The 18,478-nt window shown below is 72.5% G+C and carries 20 protein-coding genes; 10 read left to right on the top strand and 10 right to left on the bottom strand.

The genetic code is table 11. The features are described 5' to 3' along the window. On the bottom strand, window positions 1-348 hold a 348-nt coding region (locus J0670_RS08895), incomplete at its 3' end, for an SURF1 family protein (protein ID WP_207810897.1). 31 nt (window positions 349-379) lie between these two features. Beyond that, on the bottom strand, window positions 380-1,375 hold the full coding sequence (locus J0670_RS08890; protein WP_207810896.1) for a DEDDh family exonuclease: 996 nt from the start codon (window positions 1,373-1,375) through the stop codon (window positions 380-382). A 126-nt stretch (window positions 1,376-1,501) separates the two neighbouring features. On the opposite strand from J0670_RS08890, the gene J0670_RS08885 reads away from it, so the two are divergent. From J0670_RS08885 to moaA, 4 genes are all read left to right on the top strand, one after another. After that, window positions 1,502-2,545, top strand: a complete 1,044-nt coding sequence (locus J0670_RS08885; protein ID WP_207810895.1) for a zinc-dependent alcohol dehydrogenase family protein — start codon at window positions 1,502-1,504, stop codon at window positions 2,543-2,545. A gap of 295 nt (window positions 2,546-2,840) precedes the next feature. Further along, window positions 2,841-3,197 (top strand): DUF485 domain-containing protein, encoded by a 357-nt coding sequence (locus J0670_RS08880; RefSeq protein ID WP_207810894.1) that lies wholly within the window; start codon window positions 2,841-2,843, stop codon window positions 3,195-3,197. Further along, window positions 3,194-4,813: a cation acetate symporter gene (locus J0670_RS08875; protein WP_207810893.1), complete on the top strand. Its 1,620-nt coding sequence runs from the start codon at window positions 3,194-3,196 to the stop codon at window positions 4,811-4,813. Before J0670_RS08880 ends, J0670_RS08875 begins: the two co-directional genes overlap by 4 nt. Before the next feature lie 76 nt (window positions 4,814-4,889). Beyond that, the gene (moaA, locus tag J0670_RS08870) at window positions 4,890-5,879 is read left to right on the top strand and encodes a GTP 3',8-cyclase MoaA (RefSeq protein ID WP_307806447.1); all 990 of its coding nucleotides are present in this window, start codon (window positions 4,890-4,892) and stop codon (window positions 5,877-5,879) included. Window positions 5,880-5,900: 21 nt separating this feature from the next. Here moaA and J0670_RS08865 read toward each other — a convergent pair whose 3' ends face one another. The 6 genes from J0670_RS08865 to J0670_RS08840 form a co-directional block, all read right to left on the bottom strand. Beyond that, a complete protein-coding gene (locus tag J0670_RS08865) occupies window positions 5,901-6,128 on the bottom strand; it encodes a hypothetical protein (protein WP_196951025.1) in 228 nt (75 codons plus the stop codon). 290 nt (window positions 6,129-6,418) lie between these two features. Continuing rightward, window positions 6,419-6,802: a DUF3099 domain-containing protein gene (locus tag J0670_RS08860; RefSeq protein WP_207810892.1), complete on the bottom strand. Its 384-nt coding sequence runs from the start codon at window positions 6,800-6,802 to the stop codon at window positions 6,419-6,421. Window positions 6,803-6,937: 135 nt separating this feature from the next. Continuing rightward, window positions 6,938-7,486, bottom strand: coding sequence for an RNA 2'-phosphotransferase (locus tag J0670_RS08855; protein ID WP_207810898.1), 549 nt, complete (start codon window positions 7,484-7,486; stop codon window positions 6,938-6,940). A 32-nt stretch (window positions 7,487-7,518) separates the two neighbouring features. Further along, window positions 7,519-8,916, bottom strand: a complete 1,398-nt coding sequence (locus tag J0670_RS08850; RefSeq protein ID WP_207810891.1) for a metallopeptidase TldD-related protein — start codon at window positions 8,914-8,916, stop codon at window positions 7,519-7,521. Continuing rightward, complete coding sequence (locus tag J0670_RS08845; protein WP_374223078.1) at window positions 8,916-10,469, bottom strand: TldD/PmbA family protein; 1,554 nt, start codon at window positions 10,467-10,469, stop codon at window positions 8,916-8,918. Before J0670_RS08845 ends, J0670_RS08850 begins: the two co-directional genes overlap by 1 nt. 176 nt (window positions 10,470-10,645) lie before the next feature. Continuing rightward, window positions 10,646-11,791 carry an MBL fold metallo-hydrolase gene (locus tag J0670_RS08840; RefSeq protein WP_207810889.1) on the bottom strand — a complete coding sequence of 382 codons (1,146 nt, stop codon included), beginning with the start codon at window positions 11,789-11,791 and terminating at the stop codon, window positions 10,646-10,648. Between the two features lie 315 nt (window positions 11,792-12,106). On the opposite strand from J0670_RS08840, the gene fabG reads away from it, so the two are divergent. Beyond that, a complete protein-coding gene (gene fabG / locus J0670_RS08835) occupies window positions 12,107-12,826 on the top strand; it encodes a 3-oxoacyl-[acyl-carrier-protein] reductase (protein ID WP_207810888.1) in 720 nt (239 codons plus the stop codon). 2 nt (window positions 12,827-12,828) lie between these two features. Then, window positions 12,829-13,596, top strand: a complete 768-nt coding sequence (fabI, locus tag J0670_RS08830; RefSeq protein ID WP_207810887.1) for an enoyl-ACP reductase FabI — start codon at window positions 12,829-12,831, stop codon at window positions 13,594-13,596. Between the two features lie 68 nt (window positions 13,597-13,664). Here fabI and J0670_RS08825 read toward each other — a convergent pair whose 3' ends face one another. Continuing rightward, entirely contained in the window at window positions 13,665-14,339 is a 675-nt protein-coding gene (locus tag J0670_RS08825; RefSeq protein ID WP_207810886.1) for a FadR/GntR family transcriptional regulator, read from the bottom strand. A 114-nt stretch (window positions 14,340-14,453) separates the two neighbouring features. Between J0670_RS08825 and J0670_RS08820 the strand changes: the two genes are divergently transcribed. The 3 genes from J0670_RS08820 to J0670_RS08815 all read left to right on the top strand — a co-directional run bounded on the left by J0670_RS08820 (window position 14,454) and on the right by J0670_RS08815 (window position 16,647). Next, window positions 14,454-15,749, top strand: a complete 1,296-nt coding sequence (locus J0670_RS08820) for a CynX/NimT family MFS transporter (RefSeq protein ID WP_374223077.1) — start codon at window positions 14,454-14,456, stop codon at window positions 15,747-15,749. Between the two features lie 75 nt (window positions 15,750-15,824). Continuing rightward, window positions 15,825-15,947, top strand: a complete 123-nt coding sequence (locus J0670_RS39850; RefSeq protein WP_279382968.1) for an SGM_5486 family transporter-associated protein — start codon at window positions 15,825-15,827, stop codon at window positions 15,945-15,947. 172 nt (window positions 15,948-16,119) lie between these two features. After that, window positions 16,120-16,647: a histidine phosphatase family protein gene (locus J0670_RS08815; RefSeq protein WP_207810884.1), complete on the top strand. Its 528-nt coding sequence runs from the start codon at window positions 16,120-16,122 to the stop codon at window positions 16,645-16,647. Window positions 16,648-16,774: 127 nt separating this feature from the next. Here the strand turns inward: J0670_RS08815 and serB are convergent, their stop codons facing one another. Then, the gene (gene serB / locus J0670_RS08810) at window positions 16,775-18,031 is read right to left on the bottom strand and encodes a phosphoserine phosphatase SerB (RefSeq protein WP_207810883.1); all 1,257 of its coding nucleotides are present in this window, start codon (window positions 18,029-18,031) and stop codon (window positions 16,775-16,777) included. A gap of 239 nt (window positions 18,032-18,270) precedes the next feature. Between serB and J0670_RS39040 the strand changes: the two genes are divergently transcribed. Next, a partial coding sequence (locus J0670_RS39040) for an FHA domain-containing protein (RefSeq protein ID WP_307806446.1) occupies window positions 18,271-18,478 on the top strand: 208 nt, incomplete at its 3' end.

The following is an 18,478-nucleotide window of genomic DNA, read 5'->3' as shown; positions in this document are numbered from 1 at the left end:
GCTGCCCTTGCCGTCGGAGAGCTTGAGGGGGGTCACGACGAAGTAGCCGATGGTCCCGTTGGAGTCCGTCCGCTTGCGGACCACGAACTCGTGCGCCGGGTCGTACTGCCCGGTGGCCGTCACGGCGCGCCAGGTGAGGCCGGAGGGCACCGCGAAGCCGGGGGTCGGCGACAGGGTGTCGAAGGGGACCGGGGCGGCCGTGAGGGCCTTGCCGATCAGCTCGTTCCGGGCCACCCGCGCCTCGTGGCGGTGCAACTGCCAGAAGCCCAGCTTGATCGTCGCGGGGATCAGCAGCAGCGCGATCAGCATGGTGATCAGCCACTGTCGGGTCAGCAGAAAACGGTACACATGGGAACGGTACGCCGACCTCACACCCGGTTCACGCACCGGGGTGCGGGGCGACCTCGCGCAGCAGTTGGAGGAAGGCGTCCTCGGTGACCACCGGGGTGCCGACCTCGCGGGCCTTGCGGGCCTTGCCGCTCCAGCTGGTCGGTTCGTTGGTGACCAGCAGGCTGGTGAGCCGGCTCACCGAGGTGGCGATGTGCAGGCCGGCCTCGGCGGCGCGGTCCTCCAGCACCTCGCGGTCGGTGGCGGTGTCGCCGGTGAAGGCCACCCGCATGCCCTGCACCAGGGGCTTGCCGTCCTCCCAGCGCCCCGGGTTGGGGTACGGGCACGGCGGGCGCTTCTTGGCCTGGCGGTACTGGGAGCCGGTCCAGTTGCCGCGGCCGGGGGTGGCGGGCTCGTCCTCGCCGAGGTCGGTGACCGCGACGCAGGTCTGGAGCGGCAGCGCGACGCCGGCCTGGCGGGCCAGGTGCAGGCTGGGGCGGAAGGCCTCGGCGAGCACCCGGGCGTCGTCCAGGGCGTTGTGGGCGTGGCGCTGCTGGACGCCGAAGTGGGCGGCGAGCGAGGCGAGCTTGCCGTTGGGCAGCGGCAGGCGCAGGTCGCGGGAGAGGACCATGGTGCACAGCCGCTGCTCGACCGGGGCGCGCAGGCCGGCCCGGGAGAACTCGCGGGAGATCATGTTCCAGTCGAAGAGCGCGTTGTGCGCGACCAGGACGCGGTTCGCCAGGCGTGCGGCGAACTCGTCGGCGATCTGCGGGAAGGTCGGGGCGGTGCCGAGCAACTCGGCGGTGAGGCCGTGGATCCAGACCGGGCCCGGGTCCCGCTCGGGGTTGACCAGGGTGTACCAGTGGTCGGTGACCTCGCCGTCCGGGTCCAGCTGGTAGACGCCCGCCGAGATGACGCGGTCGGATCGGCCGAGACCGGTGGTCTCGACGTCGACGACCGCGAAGCCCTCGGCGGGGGCGGCGGAGCGCTGGGCGGGGACCGGGATGGTCCGCGGCGCGCCGTACGTCTCGGGCTGGATCGGTCGCATGGTCCAAAAGGATAAGGGGCGCGGTGGTCGGGTCCGGCCGGAATGTTCCGACCGACCGGCCGGAATAGAGTGGGCGACGGGGGCGTCGTACACCTGGTCGAGATCGTTTTCTGTAAGGAACAACCCATGCGCGCCACCGTGATTCACGGCCCCAACGACATCCGGATCGAAGAGGTACCGGACCCGGTGATCCAGCACCCGACGGACGTGGTGCTCCGGGTGGTGAACGCCTGTATCTGCGGCAGCGACCTGTGGGCCTACCGGGGGGTGGCGCAGCGGGTGGCCGGGCAGCGGATCGGGCACGAGTTCCTGGGCGTGGTCGAGGAGGCCGGCGCCGAGGTGCGGGGCTTCGCCAAGGGGGACCTCGTGGTGGCGCCGTTCGTCTGGTCGGACGGTGTGTGTGAGTTCTGTCTCGAAGGCCTCCAGACCTCCTGCCCGCACGGCGGGTTCTGGGGGCAGGTCGGTTCGGACGGCGGCCAGGGCGAGGCGGTGCGGGTGCCGTTCGCGGACGGGACGCTGGTGAAGCTGCCGAAGGAGGCGGCGGGCGACGAGAAGCTGCTGCCGGGGCTGCTGGCGCTGTCGGACGTGATGGCCACCGGGCACCACGCGGCGGTCTCGGCGCGGGTGCGCCCGGGGGCGACGGTCGCGGTGGTCGGTGACGGCGCGGTGGGCCTGTGCGGAGTCCTGGCGGCGCACCGGCTGGGCGCCGGGCGGATCATCGCGCTGGGCCGGCACCCCGCCCGGACGGAGCTGGCCCGGCGCTTCGGGGCGACGGACGTGGTGGCCGAGCGGGGCGAGGCCGCGGTCGAGGCGGTGAAGGAGCTGACCGGCGGGCAGGGCGCACACGCGGTGCTGGAGGCGGTGGGGACCGAGGAGTCGATGCGTACGGCCATCTCGATCGCCCGGGACGGTGGCGCGGTCGGTTACGTGGGTGTGCCGCACGGTGGCAGCGCGGGCGTGGACATCGGCCAGATGTTCGGCCGAAACGTTTCGCTGAACGGCGGCGTCGCGCCGGCCAGGGCGTACATCCCCGAGCTGCTGCCCGACGTCCTGTCGGGTGCCATCGAGCCGGGCCTGGTCTTCGACCGCACGGTGGACCTGGACGGGGTGCCGGACGGCTACCGGGCGATGGACGACCGCTCGGCGCTGAAGGTCCGGATCGCCTTCTGAGGCCTTCGAAGCGGCGTCGTCGGAGGAGATTCTGACGCATCGTCAAAAGGGGTGGCACCGTTGGTCGGTGCCACCCCTTTCGGATGTGTGCGCGAGTGTCGGGAGTGGTGCGAGTGGTGATTTTCGGCCAATTGGATGATGCGAGAGGCTGAACGATCGGCTGATCGTAGTGAACCCCTTTCGGGGCGGGCAGGACGCTCCTAGCATTGCGCGGCGCGCACCGGAATGTGACACCACCTCATACTTGCTCGCTCTTCGGAGCGACGCTGCGTATCCGAAGCAGTGAGGAGACAGAGTGGATTCGCCGCCGATCACCACCGACGCCTCGAAAGTCCAACTCATCGACGACAGCCAGGAGTTCCGTACCCTGCGGCGCTCGTTCCGGAGCTTCGCCTTCCCGGTCACCATCGGCTTCGTGCTCTGGTACCTGCTGTACGTCCTGCTCTCCTGCTACGCCCCCGGGCTGATGGGCGCCAAGGTCCTCGGGCACGTCAACGTGGCCCTGGTGCTCGGACTCCTCCAGTTCGTCACCACCTTCGCCATCGCCGCCTGGTACGCCCGCTACGCGGAGCGGCGGATCGACCCGTCCGCCACCGCGATCCGCGAGGCCCACGGCGCCGTCGTCCACGCCCCCCGGGAGTCCGCCGAATGATGCCGCTCGCCAGCTCCGCCACCGAGCACCGCGTCCTGACGATGACGCTGTTCGGGCTGTTCGTGCTGGCCACCCTGGCCATCACGCTCTGGGCCGGGAGGCAGAACCGCAGCGCCGCCGACTTCTACGCCGGCGGCCGCGGCTTCACCGGCTTCCAGAACGGCCTGGCCATCTCCGGCGACTACATGTCCGCCGCCTCCTTCCTCGGCATCGCCGGCACCATCGCCCTGGCCGGCTACGACGGCTTCCTCTACTCGATCGGCTTCCTGGTCGCCTGGCTGGTCGCGCTGCTGCTGATCGCCGAACCGCTGCGCAACTCCGGCCGCTTCACCATGGCGGACGTGCTCGCCTTCCGGATGCGCCAGCGCCCGGTGCGCACCGCGGCGGGCGTGTCCACCATCGTGGTGTCGATCTTCTACCTGCTCGCCCAGATGGTCGGCGCCGGAGCGCTGGTCGCCCTGCTGCTCGGGGCCACCGGGGACGGGGCCAAGCGCTGGACCATCCTCGGGGTGGGCACGCTGATGATCGTCTACGTGGTCATAGGCGGGATGAAGGGCACCACCTGGGTGCAGATCGTCAAGGCGGTGCTGCTGATCATCGGTGCCGCGCTGATGACCGTCCTGGTGCTGGCCAAGTACCACTTCAACCCCTCGGAACTGCTCGGCGCGGCCTCCTCCGCCAGCGGCAAGGGCGCGGCCTTCCTCGAACCGGGGCTGAAGTACGGGGCCACCAACACCTCCAAGCTCGACTTCCTCAGCCTGGGGATCGCGCTGGTGCTCGGCACCGCCGGCCTGCCGCACATCCTGGTCCGCTTCTACACCGTCCCCACCGCCAAGGCGGCCCGGAAGTCGGTGCTCTGGGCGATCGGCATCATCGGCGTCTTCTACCTGATGACCCTGGCGCTCGGGTTCGGCGCGGCGGCGCTGGTCGGCAGGAGCGGCATGGTGGCCGTCGAGGGCAAGACGCCGTCGGGGAACACCGCGGCGCCGCTGCTCGCCGAGCAGCTCGGCGGCGGGGCCGGCACCACCGGCGGGGCGATCATGCTCGCGGTGATCTCGGCGGTCGCCTTCGCCACCATCCTCGCCGTGGTCGCCGGACTCACCCTCGCCTCCTCGGCCTCCTTCGCGCACGACCTGTATGCCAACGTGATCCGGCGCGGGAAGGCGAGCGAGCGGGAGGAGGTGATGTCGGCGAAGTGGGCGGCCATGGCGATCGGCGTGATCGCCGTCGTGCTCAGCCTCTACGCGGGCAAGCTCAGCACCGCCGCCCTGGTCGCACTCGCCTTCGCGGTGGCCGCCTCGGCGAACCTGCCGACCCTGCTCTACTCGCTGTTCTGGAAGCGCTTCACCACCGTCGGCGCGGTCAGCTCGGTCTACGCGGGCCTGATCAGCTCGGTGGTCCTGGTGGTCTTCTCCCCGGTGCTGTCCGGCGGGAAGAACTCGCTCTTCCCAAACTCCGACTTCCACTGGTTCCCGCTGGAGAACCCCGGCCTGGTCTCCATCCCGATCGGTTTCCTGGCCGGCTGGCTCGGCACCCTGCTGTCCAAGGAGCGTCCCGACCCGGCGAAGTACGCTGAACTGGAGGTCCGGTCGCTCACCGGGCTGGGCGCCCACTGATCGTCCTCGCATGACTATGCTGGCCCGGCCCGCCGCGATGGTGGCCGGGCCGGCCACCATTCGGGAAGGGACGCACGTGCTGCTCGACACCTTCGGACGACAGGCCGTCGACCTGCGGGTCTCCCTGACCGACCGGTGCAACCTCCGGTGCACCTACTGCATGCCGGAGGAAGGCCTCCAGTGGCTGGCCAAGCCCGACCTGCTGACCGACGAGGAGATCGTCCGGCTGGTCACCCTGGCCGTACGCGACCTGGGCGTGCGCGAGGTCCGCTTCACCGGCGGCGAGCCGCTGCTGCGCCCCGGGCTGGTCGCCGTCGTCGCCGCCTGCGCGGAGCTGGAGCCGCGCCCCGAGCTGTCGCTGACCACCAACGGCATCGGGCTGGCCCGCACCGCGACGGCGCTGCGCGAGGCCGGGCTCGACCGGATCAACGTCTCGCTGGACACCCTCGACCCCGAGGTGTTCTTCACCCTCACCCGCCGCCGGCGCCACCAGGACGTCCTGGACGGGCTGGCCGCCGCCGAGGCCGCCGGGCTGGCGCCGGTGAAGCTGAACGCGGTGCTGATGCGCGGGGTCAACGACCACGAGGCCGCCGACCTGCTGGCCTGGTGCCTGGAGCGGGGTTACGAGCCGCGCTTCATCGAGCAGATGCCGCTGGACGCCCAGCACGGCTGGGACCGCTCGGCGATGGTCACCGCGGCGGAGATCCTGGACCTGCTGCGGGCCCGCTTCGCGCTCACCCCGGAACCGTCCGCGCGTCGGGGCGCGGCGCCGGCCGAGCGCTGGCTGGTGGACGGCGGGCCGGGCCGGGTCGGCGTGATCGCCTCGGTGACCCGGCCGTTCTGCCGGGCCTGCGACCGGACCAGGCTGACCGCCGACGGTCAGGTGCGCAACTGCCTGTTCGCGACCGGGGAGACCGACCTGCGCACCGCCCTGCGCGAGGGGGCGGACGACGCGGAGCTGGCCGCGCTGTGGCGGGCGGCGATGTGGGGCAAGAAGGCCGGGGCCGGGATCGACCAGCCGGAGTTCCACCAGCCCGACCGGCCGATGTCCTCGATCGGCGGCTAGGCGGCCGGACGGCTGGGCGGGTCAGGCCGGCTGGTCGGCCTCGGGGGTCCAGTCGGCGAGCGCGACGACCTCCTTGAGGAAGCCGCGCACGCCCAGGAACTGGGACAGGTGCTCGCGGTGCTCCTCGCAGGCGAGCCAGGTCTTGCGGCGGTCCGGGGTGTGCAGCTTGGGGTTGTTCCACACCAGCACCCAGTGGGCGTCCGCCCGGCAGCCCTTGGCGGAGCAGATCGGGGTCTGCGGGGTGTCCATCGGGCCGTCCTCAGCGCTCGGCGGGTTCGTCGTCACCGCCAGTCTCCCACGCCGGTTTCACCGGCCGGCCCCGCCCGTCAGGCTCGCCCATCACGTTCTGGGCATGGCGACGCCGGGCAGCCACGGGGGGAGCCGCCCGGCGTCGGTCCGTCGCTCCGACGGGGGATGCGGAGCGCGTACGCAGTATGTCACGCCAAGACCCTCGGATGGGGAGGTCTTGCATGATTAATCTGAGCTTCTTTTGAGCTTTCGGTGAGGTGATCCGGGCTCAACCGGCCTGAAAGGGACAGTCAGTTCACGTCCTGTGCGGTTTCGGCGCCGGAGGCCTTTGCCTGTCCTGTACCGGCAGCCGCACCAGCCCCACCCGTACCACCGGGGCCGAGCATCAGCGGGGTGTCGTGCGGGATGTCGAAGGTGCTCGGCAGACCGGGCGCCCGCTCCCGGCCCGCGTTGGCGATGAGCACCGCGAAGTACGGCAGCAGCACGGCGCCCGCCAGCGCCGCGAAGGCCAGCCAGCGCTGGACGTCCCACAGCACCACCGCGAGCAGCACGCAGAGCGTGCGGAGCAGCATCGAGATGACGTAGCGGCGCTGGCGCCCCCGGACGTCCTCGGTGAGGCTGCTGCGGGCCCCCGTGATCCGGAAGACCTGTCCGCCCTCGGCGCTCTTGCCCATGTGTCCTACCGCCCTCGTCCACGCACCCGCGCGACCGGCCGCGCGGCCTCCTCACGGTACGCCCGGGCGGCGGGAACGACGAGACCGGGTGGGCCGGGCCCACCCGGTCGGGCGTGGTAGGAGGGCCGTCCGGCGTCAGGAGCGGCGGGAGAGGTACTGCGGGGGGACGGCGTCGGTGAGCCAGACGCCGTTGTCGCTGAGCCGGAACCGGTGGCCGGCCGCCGCCATCGCGGCCGCGTTCACGGTCAGCACGACCGGGCGGCCGTGCCGGGCGCCGACCCGGGTCGCCGTCTCGGTGTCCGCCGACAGGTGCACGTCCTGGCGGGCCATCGGGCGCAGGCCCTCGCGGAAGATCGACGCCAAGTGGCGGTCCGCGGTGCCGTGGTAGAGCACGGGCGGCGGCGCGGTGGCGGCCAGACCGAGGTCGACCGCCACCGTGTGGCCCTGGTTGGCGCGGATCGAGAGACCGTCCGGCGAGTAGCCGAAGCGGCGCTTGTTGTTGGTGGCCACGACGTGGTCGAGCTCCGCCCTGGTGAGCGGTCTGCCCTCGGCTCTCAGGGCGGCCAGCAGTACGTCGATCCGGACCCAGCCGGACCCGTCCAGCGTGACCCCCACCAGTTCCGGCTCGTGCCGCAGGACGCGTGACAGCATCCTGCTCGCCTTGACCAGCCGCTTCTCGTCCATCATGTCTCTCGTATCCCCCGTTGGTCAGCGGGCTATGAGGCCTGGCTGACCGAACTCATGTTGAAGTCCGCGACACGCACGGGTGGCATCGCGGTGCGGGTGAACCAGTCGTTCCACTCGCGGGGCAGGCAGCGCTCGGTGCGGCCCACCTCGGTGATCCGGCCGAGCAGGTCGACCGGGGACTCGTTGAACCGGAAGTTGTTGACCGCGCCGACCACTTCGCCGTTCTCCACCAGGTACACGCCGTCCCGGGTGAGGCCGGTGAGCAGCAGCGTCGCCGGGTCCACCTCGCGGATGTACCAGAGGCAGGTGAGCAGCAGGCCGCGCTCGGTGCGGGCGATCATCTCGTCCAGGGTCGGCGCCGACTCCTGGTCGGCCGTCTCCAGCACCAGGTTGTCGATCGACGGGCGCACCGGCAGGCCGGTGAGGGCGGCCGCGTGGCGGCTGGTGACCAGGTCGGTCAGCACGCCCTCGCGGATCCACTCGGTGGCGGGGATCGGCGCGCCGTTGTCGAAGACCGAGACGTCGCCGCCGGTGGCGTGCGCCAGCACGAACGGCGCGGCCTCCAGGCCGTCCTCGTGCGGGTCGGCGCGCAGCGTCAGCGGCAGGCCGGAGAGCTTGTCGCCGATCCGGGTCCCCCCGCCGGGCTTGGAGAAGACCGTCCGGCCCTCGTGGGCGTCCCGGCCGCCGGAGGACCAGTGGAGGTAGACCATCAGGTCGGCGACGGCCGAGGGCGGCAGCAGCGTCTCGTACCGCCCGGCGGGCAGGTCGACCTTGCGGGCGCCCCAGCCGAGGCGCTTGGTCAGCTCGTCGTGCAGGGCGGGCACGTCCACGTCGGTGAAGTCCCGGGTGGCGGCGCCGACCCAGGCCGAGCCGGTGAGGTCGGCGGTCTTGGCGTTGAGCTCGACCGTGCCGGTGGGCTGCTCGTGGCGCAGCCGCAGGCCGGTGGAGCTGCCCAGGTAGCTGGTGGTGATCTCGTGCCGGGCGAAGCCGTACAGCAGCTCGCCCCGCTCGGTGGCGCGGGCGAAGGCCTCGCCGAGGGCCGGGCCGAAGGCGTCGAACACCTCGATGGAGGTCTCCGCGGGCGGCCGGGTGAAGTCCGGGGACGGCGGCCGGTCGGCGATCAGCGGCTGGGCGTCCTCGGCCGGGCCGGCCGCGCGGGCTGCCTCCTCGGCGGCCCGCACCAGGCCCTCGACCTCCTCGGCGGTGACGGCCTCGCGGGAGACCACGCCGGAGGCGGTGCCCTCGGCGCCGGCCACGGTGGCGATCACGGTGAGGCGGCGGCCGCGGGTGACGCCGTTGGTGGTCAGGGAGTTGCCGGCCCAGCGCAGGTTGGCGGTGGACTCCTCGTCGGCGATCACCACGCAGCCGTCGGCGCGGGAGAGGCCGAGCGCCAGCTCGACGAGTTCGTGGGGCTGCGTCGCGGTCATCAGTGACCCGCCTCCTGCTGGGTGTTGAGCACGTTGACGTTGCGGAACAGCGCCGACGGGCAGCCGTGGCTGACCGCCGCGATCTGGCCGGGCTGCGCCTTGCCGCAGTTGAAGGCGCCGCCGAGGACGTAGGTCTGCGGGCCGCCGACGGCCGCCATCGAGCCCCAGAAATCGGTGGTGGTGGCCTGGTAGGCGAAGTCCTTCACCTGGCCGGCGAGTTCGCCGTTCCTGATGGCGTAGGCGCGCTGGCCGGTGAATTGGAAGTTGTAGCGCTGCTGATCGATTGACCACGAACGGTCGCCCACGATGTACAGGCCGTTCTCCACCCCGGCGATCAGGCCCTCGGTGTCCGGGCCGTCGGCGGCGGGCTGGAGCGAGACGTTGGCCATCCGCTGCACCGGGACGTGGGCGGGGGAGTCCGCGAAGGCGCAGCCGTTGGAGCGCTCGAAGCCCTTCGACTTGGCGATGCCGCGGTCGAGTTGGTAGCCGACCAGGACTCCGTCCTTGATCAGGTCCCAGGACTGGGTGGCCACGCCCTCGTCGTCGTAGCCGATGGTGGACAGGCCGTGCTCGGCGGTGCGGTCACCGGTGACGTGCATCAGCTCGGAGCCGTACCGGAGGGTGCCGAGCTGGTCGAAGGTGGCGAAGGAGGTGCCGGCGTAGGCGGCCTCGTAGCCGAGCGCGCGGTCCAGTTCGGTGGCGTGGCCGATCGACTCGTGGATGGTGAGCCAGAGGTTGGACGGGTGGATGACCAGGTCGTAGCGGCCCGGTTCGACGCTGGGGGCCTTCATCTTCTCGGCCAACAGGCCGGGCAGTTCGGCGAGTTCGGCGTCCCAGTCCCAGCCCGATCCCGCGACGAACTCCCAGCCGCGCCCGACCGGCGGCGCCAGGGTCATCATCGAGTCGAAGGCGCCGGTGCGCTCGTCGACCGAGGTGGCCTCCAGGTCGGAGTAGACCCGGATCCGCTGCTGGGTGGTCATGGTGCCGGCGGTGTCCGCGTAGAACTTGTTCTCCTGGACGGTCCGCAGGGCCGCCTGGACGTGCGAGACGCCGGCGGCGGCCAGCAGCCGGGAGCTGCGCTCGGCGAGCAGGGCGGTCTTCTCGGCGTCCGGCACCTCGAAGGGGTTGATCTCGTACGCGGAGACCCAGGTGACGTCCCGGTGCACCGGCTCGTCGGCCAGCTCGACCCGCTCGGTGGAGCCGGCCGCCCGGCTGATGCCGCCGGAGAGGCGGGCCACCGCGACGGCCTGCTCGGCGACCTTCGCGGCGGCGCCGGGGGTGAGGTCGACCCCGGCGGCGAAGCCCCAGGCGCCGTCCAGCAGCACCCGGACGGCGAAGCCGAGTTGGACGCTGTCGGAGGTGCCGGCCGGGCGGGCGTCGCGCAGCCGCCAGGAGGCGCTGCGGACCCGCTCCAGGCGGAAGTCGGCGTGGCTCGCGCCGAGTTCGCGGGCCCGGGTGAGGGCGGCGTCGGCGAGGGGGCGCAGCGGGAGGGCGAGGAACAGCGGGTCGACGGCGCGTCCGTGCGGGGCGCCGGCGCTGTCGGCCGGAGGGATCGGAGGCAATCGGGCTCCCAGGTCGCGGAGGGTGACGGTGCGGAGCCACAGGGGCGTCCGCACCGCATCATTTCCCGTCCACCGGGTTTCCGGCCAGCGCATTTCGACCGGTGCGCCGCGGTTTCGGCCGTCGCGTTCCGGCCGGTGCGCCGCCGTCTCCGGACCGCCCGTTCACCTCAGGAGACGGACTCCCACCAGCCGTCCAGCTCCGGCGGGTTGTCCACGTCGACCCGCTCGCCGGGGCGTGGAACGGCCAGCGGGACGGCCTGGACCTTGGCCTCCTTGAGCAGTCGTTCGACCGGTTCGGCCCACGGGTGCAGGCCCAGGTTGAAGGTGCACCAGTGGACCGGCACCAGCAGCCCGGCCCGGAGGTCGCGGTGGGCGAGGACGGCGTCCTCGGGGGTCATGTGGATGTCCGACCAGGCCTCGTCGTAGGCGCCGATCTGCACCAGCGCGGCGTCGAAGGGGCCGTGCCGCTCGCCGATCCGGGCGTAGCCCTCGAAGTAGCCGGAGTCGCCGGTGTAGAAGACCTTGCGGCTGGGGCCGGCGATCACCCAGGAGCCCCACAGGGTGGTGTTGCGGGTCAGGCCGCGGCCGGAGAAGTGGTGCGCGGAGGTGAGGGTGAGCACCAGCTCGCCCAGGGTGCAGGTCTCGTCCCAGTCCAGCTCGATGATCCGGTGCTCGGGGACGCCCCAGCGGCGCAGGTGGCCGCCGATGCCGAGCGGCACCGCGAAGGGCGCGGACTGGCTGCGCACCAGGCGCTTGACGGTGGCCATGTCGAGGTGGTCGTAGTGGTCGTGCGAGATCAGCACGGCGTCGACCGGCGGCAGCTCCTCCAGCTCGACCGGCACCGGGTGCAGCCGCTTGGGGCCGACGTGGGCGGCGGGGGAGCAGCGGTCGCTCCAGATCGGGTCGAGCAGGACGCGGGAGCCCTCGATCTCGACCAGCGCGGAGGCGTGCCCGTACCAGGTGACCTCGACGCCCTCGGCGGCCGGGCCGGGCGTGGTGTCGGGACGGACGGTGGGCACCGGGTGCGCGGGGACGCGGCCGGCCCGCTCGAACAGCATCCGGCGGACGGTGGCCGGGTCGACGCCGGGGGCGTCGGCGGTGCGGGCGAGCGTCGAGGGCGCGTTGTGGAAGACGCCGTCGCGGTACTGCGGCGAGTCGCGCACCCGCTCCTCGCGCTCGCCGTCCGGGCGCCGCCCGAACGCCGCGGGCAGGTCGCGCAGCGACCAGGCGGCCGCGCCCAGGCCCGCGGCCAGGGCGGTCAGCGCGAGCAGCCGTCCGCGTCGGTGGGTGCTCCCGGGCCGTGCCTTGCTCATGCGCCCTGCCTTCGTTGACTCGCCGGGACGCATCGGGGGTCGGTACGGCCGGTCCCGGGGCAGCCTGCACCACGGGGGCAACGGGCGCGCCCGCCCGTGTTGTTCCCGTACAGTCGCTCTGATCGCGCGGGCGCCGTGGCCTGCGGAGCACCTGCGGCGGGGGCCGGGTGCGGGTGGTGCGGATTGTCGGATTGCGACAGTTCCTCCGGTGCGGCGCTGTGGGAGCCCGATGCGCCGCCGCCGTCGACCGCCCGATAGCGTCACAGTGCGTACGCATTTCGGCGTACGTGCTCACACACGGAGAGAGGTGGACCGTTGAGCCGCTCGGTTCTCGTCACCGGAGGAAACCGGGGCATCGGCCTCGCGATCGCCCAGGCCTTCGCCGAAGCGGGCGACAAGGTGGCCATCACCAGCCGCTCGGGCGAGGTGCCGGAGGCGCTGGCCGAGTACGGCGTCCTCGCGGTGCGCTGTGACATCACGGACGCCGCGCAGGTCGACGCCGCCTTCACCGAGATCGAGCAGAAGCACGGCGCGGTCGAGGTGCTGGTCGCCAACGCGGGCATCACCAACGACACCCTGCTGCTGCGGATGTCCGAGGAGGACTTCACCTCCGTCGTGGACACCAACCTGACCGGCACCTTCCGGGTGGTCAAGCGCGCGTCGAAGCTGATGATGCGTGCCAGGAAGGGCCGTGTCGTGCTGATCTCCTCCGTGGTGGGCCTGTCCGGCTCGCCGGGCCAGGCCAACTACGCCGCCTCCAAGGCCGGCCTGGTCGGCTTCGCCCGGTCGCTGGCGCGCGAGCTCGGCCCGCGCAACATCACCGTCAACGTGGTGGCTCCCGGCTTCGTGGACACCGACATGACCGCCGTGCTCACCGACGAGCGCCGCGCGGAGATCGTCTCGGGCGTGCCGCTGGGCCGCTACGCGGCGCCCGCCGAGGTCGCCTCCACCGTGCGGTTCCTCGGGTCGGACGAGGCCGCGTACATCACCGGAGCCGTCATTCCCGTCGACGGCGGATTGGGCATGGGTCACTGATCATGAGTGGAATCCTCGAAGGCAAGCGGATCCTGATCACCGGCGTGCTGATGGAGTCCTCCATCGCGTTCCACGCCGCCAAGCTCGCCCAGGAGCAGGGCGCGGAGGTCATCCTCACCGCCTTCCCGCGCCCGACCCTGACCGAGCGGATCGCCAAGAAGCTGCCGCACCCGGTCAAGGTGCTGGAGCTGGACGTCTCCAACCCGGAGCAGCTGGCCGGCATCGCCGACCAGGTCCGCGAGCACCTGCCGACCCTGGACGGCATCGTCCACTCGATCGGCTTCGCGCCGCAGGACGCGCTGGGCGGCAACTTCCTGGACACCCCGTGGGAGTCCGTGGCCACCGCGATGCACGTCTCGGCGTACTCGCTGAAGTCGCTGACGATGGCGCTGCTGCCGCTGATGCAGGACGGCGGCTCGGTGGTCGGCCTGACCTTCGACGCGCAGTTCGCCTGGCCGCAGTACGACTGGATGGGCCCGGCCAAGGCCGCCCTGGAGGCGACCAACCGCTACCTGGCGCGCTACCTGGGCGAGCGGGACATCCGCTGCAACCTGGTCTCCGCCGGTCCGCTGGGCTCGATGGCCGCCAAGTCCATCCCGGGCTTCGGCGACCTGGCCGACACCTGGAACCACCGCTCCCCGCTGAAGTGGGACCTGAGCGACCCGGAGCCGGCCGGTCGCGGCATCGTCGCGCTGCTGTCGGACTGGTTCCCGAAGACCACCGGCGAGATCATCCACGTCGACGGCGGTCTGCACGCCATCGGCGCCTGACCCGCCGCGACGCCGCTGCCCGGCACCCCCTCCGCGGGGGTGCCGGGCAGCGGCGTTTCCGTGAAGCCCTACGCGTCCGCGGTGGCGCAGGCGCCGATGGCGCGGCCGGCCTCCAGCGAGGCGCGCTGGGCGTCGCCGTCCCGGATGGCGTCCCGGATGGCGGCGTGGCCGATGTAGCGCTCGGCGATCAGCTCGGGGCCGACGTCGTTGCGCAGGTGCTCGCGGGTGACCTCGCCGAGGTCCGCGTACACGGCGAGCAGCACGTCGTTGTGGGCGGCGGCGACCACGGCCTGGTGGAAGGCGGCGTCGGCCTGGACAAAGTCCTCGGCGTCGCCGGAGTGCCAGGCGCTCTCGCGGCGGGCGAGCGCGGCGTCCAGCAGGTCGAGGTCGCGCTCGGTGCGGCGGAGGGCCGCCAGGCCCGCGGCGGAGGTCTCCAGCGTCGCCCGCAGCTCGGCGACCTGCTCCTGCTCGGCGTCGGCGAAGCGGCGGTGCATCACCCCGGCCAGCTCGCTGGTGGCCAGGACGTACGTGCCGGAGCCCTGCCGGATGTCGAGCAGCCCGTTGTGGGCGAGGGCGCGGACGGCCTCGCGGACGGTGTTGCGGGCCACGCCCAGCTCCTCGACCAGAGCGGCCTCGGTGGGGATGCGCGAGCCGACGGGCCACTCCCCGGAGGTGATCTGGGCGCGCAGCTGCGCGATCACCTGGTCGGACAGCGGGGTGCGCCTCGGCGAGGACAGCGCCACGGGGACTCCTTGCGGCTACGGGTCGGGTGGGCCCTGAGGGTGGGTGGCCGGTGGATGAACGGTGGGCACATCATGCCAATTCCAGGATGCATCAATTCATCCCATCATTCTATGATGGTGCCCATGCCTCCCGCAGCAGACACCACCGCCTCCCCACGAACCGAGGCCCGGCCGCAGACCGAGCGGCCCTCCCAGTCCGCCAAGTACCTCGGCTGGCTCTTCGCCGTCGCGATCGCCGCCGCCGCCTTCAACCTGCGCCCCGTGGTGACCAGCCTCGGGCCGCTGCTCGACCAGGTCCGCGCCGACCTCGGGATGAACCCGACGCTCGCCGGGCTGCTCACCGCCGTCCCCTCGCTGTGCTTCGCGCTGTTCGGCTTCGCCGCGCCCGCGGCGGCCCGCCGGATCGGCCCGATCGCGGTGATCACGGCCGGCATGGGCGCGATCACCGCGGGCGTGCTGGCCCGCTCCTTCGCCGGCGGCACGGCGGTGTTCCTGCTGCTGACCGCGCTCGCGCTGGCCGGGGTGGCGGTCTCCAACGTGCTGCTGCCCGTGGTGATCAAGCGGTACTTCCCGGAGAAGGTCGGTCCGATGATCGGCCTGTACTCCATGGCACTGTCCGCCGGCACCGCGCTGGCCGCCGCCGTCGCCGTGCCGCTGACCAGCGCGCTCGGCGGCGACTGGCGCTACGGCCTGGGCATCTGGGCCGCCCTCGGCGCGCTCGCCCTGGTGCTCTGGCTGCCGGTGTTGATCGCCAAGCGCGAGCGCGGCGAGCGGGCGGGCGGCGGCGCCGCCCCGGCCAAGCTGCCGATCACCCGCAGCCGTACGGCCTGGGCGCTGTCCTGCTTCTTCGGCCTCCAGGCCACCGGCGCGTACGTGGTGATGGGCTGGCTGCCGAAGATCTTCCAGGACGCCGGCATCGACAAGGGCACCTCCGGGGTGCTGCTCGCGGTCACCATGGTGATCGGCGTGCCGGTCTCCTTCGTCCTGCCCAACCTGGCCGCGCGGCGCGGCGACCAGCGGCTCTTCGTGGTCGTGCTGGCCTCCTGCGGCATCGCCGGGTACGCCGGCCTGGCGCTCGCCCCGGCCGGGGGCGCGTGGGTCTGGGCGGTCCTGGTGGGCCTGTCCAACTGCGCCTTCCCGCTGGTGCTGACCATGATCGGGCTGCGCGCCCGGACCGCGGGCGGGGTGGCGCAGCTGTCCGCCTTCGCCCAGGGCGTCGGCTACCTGATCTCCATCCCGGGCCCGATCCTGATCGGCCGGATCTACCAGATCACCGGTGAGTGGTACTGGCCGCTGGGCTTCCTGGCGCTGCTGCTGGTGCCGCAGATGCTGTTCGGCCTGCGCGCCGCGCGGGCCCGGCACATCGAGGACGAGGCCGTCCACCCGGAGGCGGCGCGGGCCAAGGCCTGACCGGGAAGGTCAAGGCCTGGCCAAGGCGGCGGGGCCAGCGTGGGACGGGCGTGTTCGGGGTGGGAGAATCCCGACATGCCCGTTCTCGACCCCAATCCGACCGACGGCCGCAAGCAGCTCGGCCGTATCGCCCTGGCCATCGCCGGCATCGTGGTGTTGGTGGCGATCATCGCCAGCTTCGCCGACTCGATCGGCTGACCGCGGCCGCCCGCGCGTCGCCCCGCCGTCGTCGCACCGCCGCCGTACTCCCGCTGCCGTACTCCCGGTGGTGCTCCGGTGAACGGAGCGCGATGGCACCCGCCGCCCCCGGGAGTGGCGGCGGACGGGGGCGTCGCGCCCCCGGGCGGCTTTTCTGCCAAGCTTGCTGGGTATGAGCGCCGACACGCCCCGCAGGATCATCGTTCTCCGCCACGCCAAGGCCGACTGGCCGAACGGTGTGGACGACCACGAGCGGCCGCTGGCCGACCGGGGCCGCAACCAGGCCCCGGACGCCGGCCGCTGGCTGGCCGACTCCGGCATCAACCCCGACTTCGTGCTCTGCTCCACCGCGCTGCGCACCCGCGAGACGTGGAAGCTGGCCGCGCACGAGCTGCCCAAGCGCGCCCGCAGGACGGTGTACGAGGAGCGGATCTACGAGGCCAGCCCGGGCGAGATCATCGCCGTCCTCCAGGAGACCCCGGAGGAGTACGCGGACGTGGTGCTGGTCGGCCACAACCCCGGCGTGCTGGGCCTGACCCAGGTGCTGGCCGGGGACGCCGGCGACCGGGACGCGCTGGAGCGGCTGCGCCTGGGCGGCTTCCCGACGGCGGCGATCGCGGTGCTCAGCTTCTCCGGCTCCTGGAAGGGCGTCGAGCCGGGTGTGGCGGAGCTGGTCTCGTACCACACGCCGCAGGACTGAGCTCCGGTCCCACGGGACGGGGGGCCGTACGCGAGGGCCGGAATCCGGTCCGTAGGGCCGACCTCCGGAACGTCAGCGAGGGGCGTGCGGATCGGATCCGCACGCCCCTCGGTTGCTTCCACAGGCCCTACTCGGTCGGGGTGCCGTCCAGCACGTCGGCCGCCTCGACCTCCTCGCGGGTGATGCCCAGCAGGTACAGCACGGTGTCCAGGAACGGCACGTTCACCGCGGTGTCGGCGGCCTCGCGCACCACCGGCTTGGCGTTGAAGGCCACCCCGAGCCCGGCCGCGTTCAGCATGTCCAGGTCGTTGGCGCCGTCGCCGATCGCCACCGTCTGCTCCAGCGGCACCTTCGCGAGCTCGGCGAAGCGGGCCAGCCAGCGGGCCTTGCCGGCGCGGTCCACGATCTCGCCGACCACCCGGCCGGTGAACTTCCCGTCCACCACCTCCAGGGTGTTGGCGGCCGCGAAGTCCAGCCCCAGCAGTTCCACCAGGTGGTCGGTGACCTGGGTGAACCCGCCGGAGACCACCGCGACCTGGAAGCCCAGGCGCTGCAGCGTACGGATCAGGGTGCGCGCGCCCGGGGTGAGCCGGACCTCCGCGCGGACCTTCTCCGTCACCGAGGCGTCCAGCCCCGCCAGCAGCTTCACCCGGGCGCGCAGCGACTCGGCGAAGTCCAGCTCGCCGCGCATCGCCGCCGCCGTCACCTCGGCCACCTGCTCCTCGCAGCCCGCGTGGGCGGCGAACAGCTCGATCACCTCGTCCTGGATGAGCGTGGAGTCCACGTCCATCACCACCAGCCGCTTGGCCCGGCGCTCCAGCCCGGCCGCCACCACCGCGACGTCCACCCGCTGGGCGGCCGCCTCCGAGGCCAGCTCGGCGCGCAGCTCCTCGGTGGCCACACCCGAGACGGCCAGTTCGACGGCCGTCACCGGGTACTTGGCGAGTCGGAAGACACGGTCGATGTTGCCGCCCGCCGCGGTGATCCGGGAGGTGAGCGCGGAGACGGCGGAGGCGGTCAGCGGGTTGCCGAGCACCGTGACGTGCGAACGGCCCTCGCGGCGCGGCCGGTTGTCGCCGATGCCGGAGAGGATCTCGGCCTGGAGCTTCTGCTCCTCCGCCCAACGGTGGACGGTGGCGCGCAGGCCGCCCTCGGCGCCGGGCGCGGAGGGCGGGGTGACCAGGGCGCACAGCGTGATGCGGCCACGGGTGACGACCTGCTCGATGTCGATCACGTCGACGCCGAAGCCGGCGAGAGTCGCGAAGAGGCCGGCGGTGATGCCGGGGCGGTCCTTGCCGAACACCTTGACGAGCAGGGTGCGCGAGTCCGCGGTCCGGGGCTGGGCGGCGGGGAGGGGCTCAGCGGCCAAGGGCGATGCGTTCATGGTGCCTCCCACGCTACCCGCCGGCCGCCGACCCCAGGGCACCCGTCCCACGACGCGGGACACCTCCGACGCGGGACGCGGCGGTGCCCGGATCCGTAGCAGCCTGGTCACAGTCACCCGGGGTGACTTTCACCGGCCGACCGGTGGCTGGAATGATTCCCCCCGTCAGTCAGAGGAACAGTGCGCCCCCGGTCGGGGGCCACAATTCGGGGGAACCGAGAGAGCGGGGCAGGCGAGCAGTGCCGCAACTCGTCATCGAGATCAACGGACAGCAGCGGACTCTGGAGCCCGGGCGGTCCTACACCATCGGGCGCAACCCGCAGTCGGACTTCTCGTTCGAGGACGCCAGGGTCTCCTGGCAGCACGGGACCATCAGCTTCAACGGCAGCGGTTGGCAACTGGACGACCACGGCAGCACCAACGGCACGTACGTGGCCGGCGCCCGCA

Source organism: Streptomyces sp. FH025 (assembly GCF_017427025.1).
Taxonomy (GTDB): domain Bacteria; phylum Actinomycetota; class Actinomycetes; order Streptomycetales; family Streptomycetaceae; genus Kitasatospora.
The sequence above is the reverse complement of the archived record's forward strand: the minus strand, read 5'-3'. Positions and strand labels throughout refer to the sequence as shown.

Coding starts and splice junctions, on each gene's coding strand:
- J0670_RS08890 (WP_207810896.1), bottom strand. CDS start 1,375: ATGCGACCGATCCAGCCCGAGACGTACGGCGCGCCGCGGACCATCCCG.
- J0670_RS08885 (WP_207810895.1), top strand. CDS start 1,502: ATGCGCGCCACCGTGATTCACGGCCCCAACGACATCCGGATCGAAGAG.
- J0670_RS08875 (WP_207810893.1), top strand. CDS start 3,194: ATGATGCCGCTCGCCAGCTCCGCCACCGAGCACCGCGTCCTGACGATG.
- J0670_RS08865 (WP_196951025.1), bottom strand. CDS start 6,128: ATGGACACCCCGCAGACCCCGATCTGCTCCGCCAAGGGCTGCCGGGCG.
- J0670_RS08860 (WP_207810892.1), bottom strand. CDS start 6,802: ATGGGCAAGAGCGCCGAGGGCGGACAGGTCTTCCGGATCACGGGGGCC.
- J0670_RS08855 (WP_207810898.1), bottom strand. CDS start 7,486: ATGGACGAGAAGCGGCTGGTCAAGGCGAGCAGGATGCTGTCACGCGTC.
- J0670_RS08850 (WP_207810891.1), bottom strand. CDS start 8,916: ATGACCGCGACGCAGCCCCACGAACTCGTCGAGCTGGCGCTCGGCCTC.
- J0670_RS08840 (WP_207810889.1), bottom strand. CDS start 11,791: ATGAGCAAGGCACGGCCCGGGAGCACCCACCGACGCGGACGGCTGCTC.
- fabI (WP_207810887.1), top strand. CDS start 12,829: ATGAGTGGAATCCTCGAAGGCAAGCGGATCCTGATCACCGGCGTGCTG.
- J0670_RS08820 (WP_374223077.1), top strand. CDS start 14,454: ATGGTGCCCATGCCTCCCGCAGCAGACACCACCGCCTCCCCACGAACC.
- J0670_RS39850 (WP_279382968.1), top strand. CDS start 15,825: ATGCCCGTTCTCGACCCCAATCCGACCGACGGCCGCAAGCAGCTCGGC.
- J0670_RS08815 (WP_207810884.1), top strand. CDS start 16,120: ATGAGCGCCGACACGCCCCGCAGGATCATCGTTCTCCGCCACGCCAAG.
- serB (WP_207810883.1), bottom strand. CDS start 18,031: ATGAACGCATCGCCCTTGGCCGCTGAGCCCCTCCCCGCCGCCCAGCCC.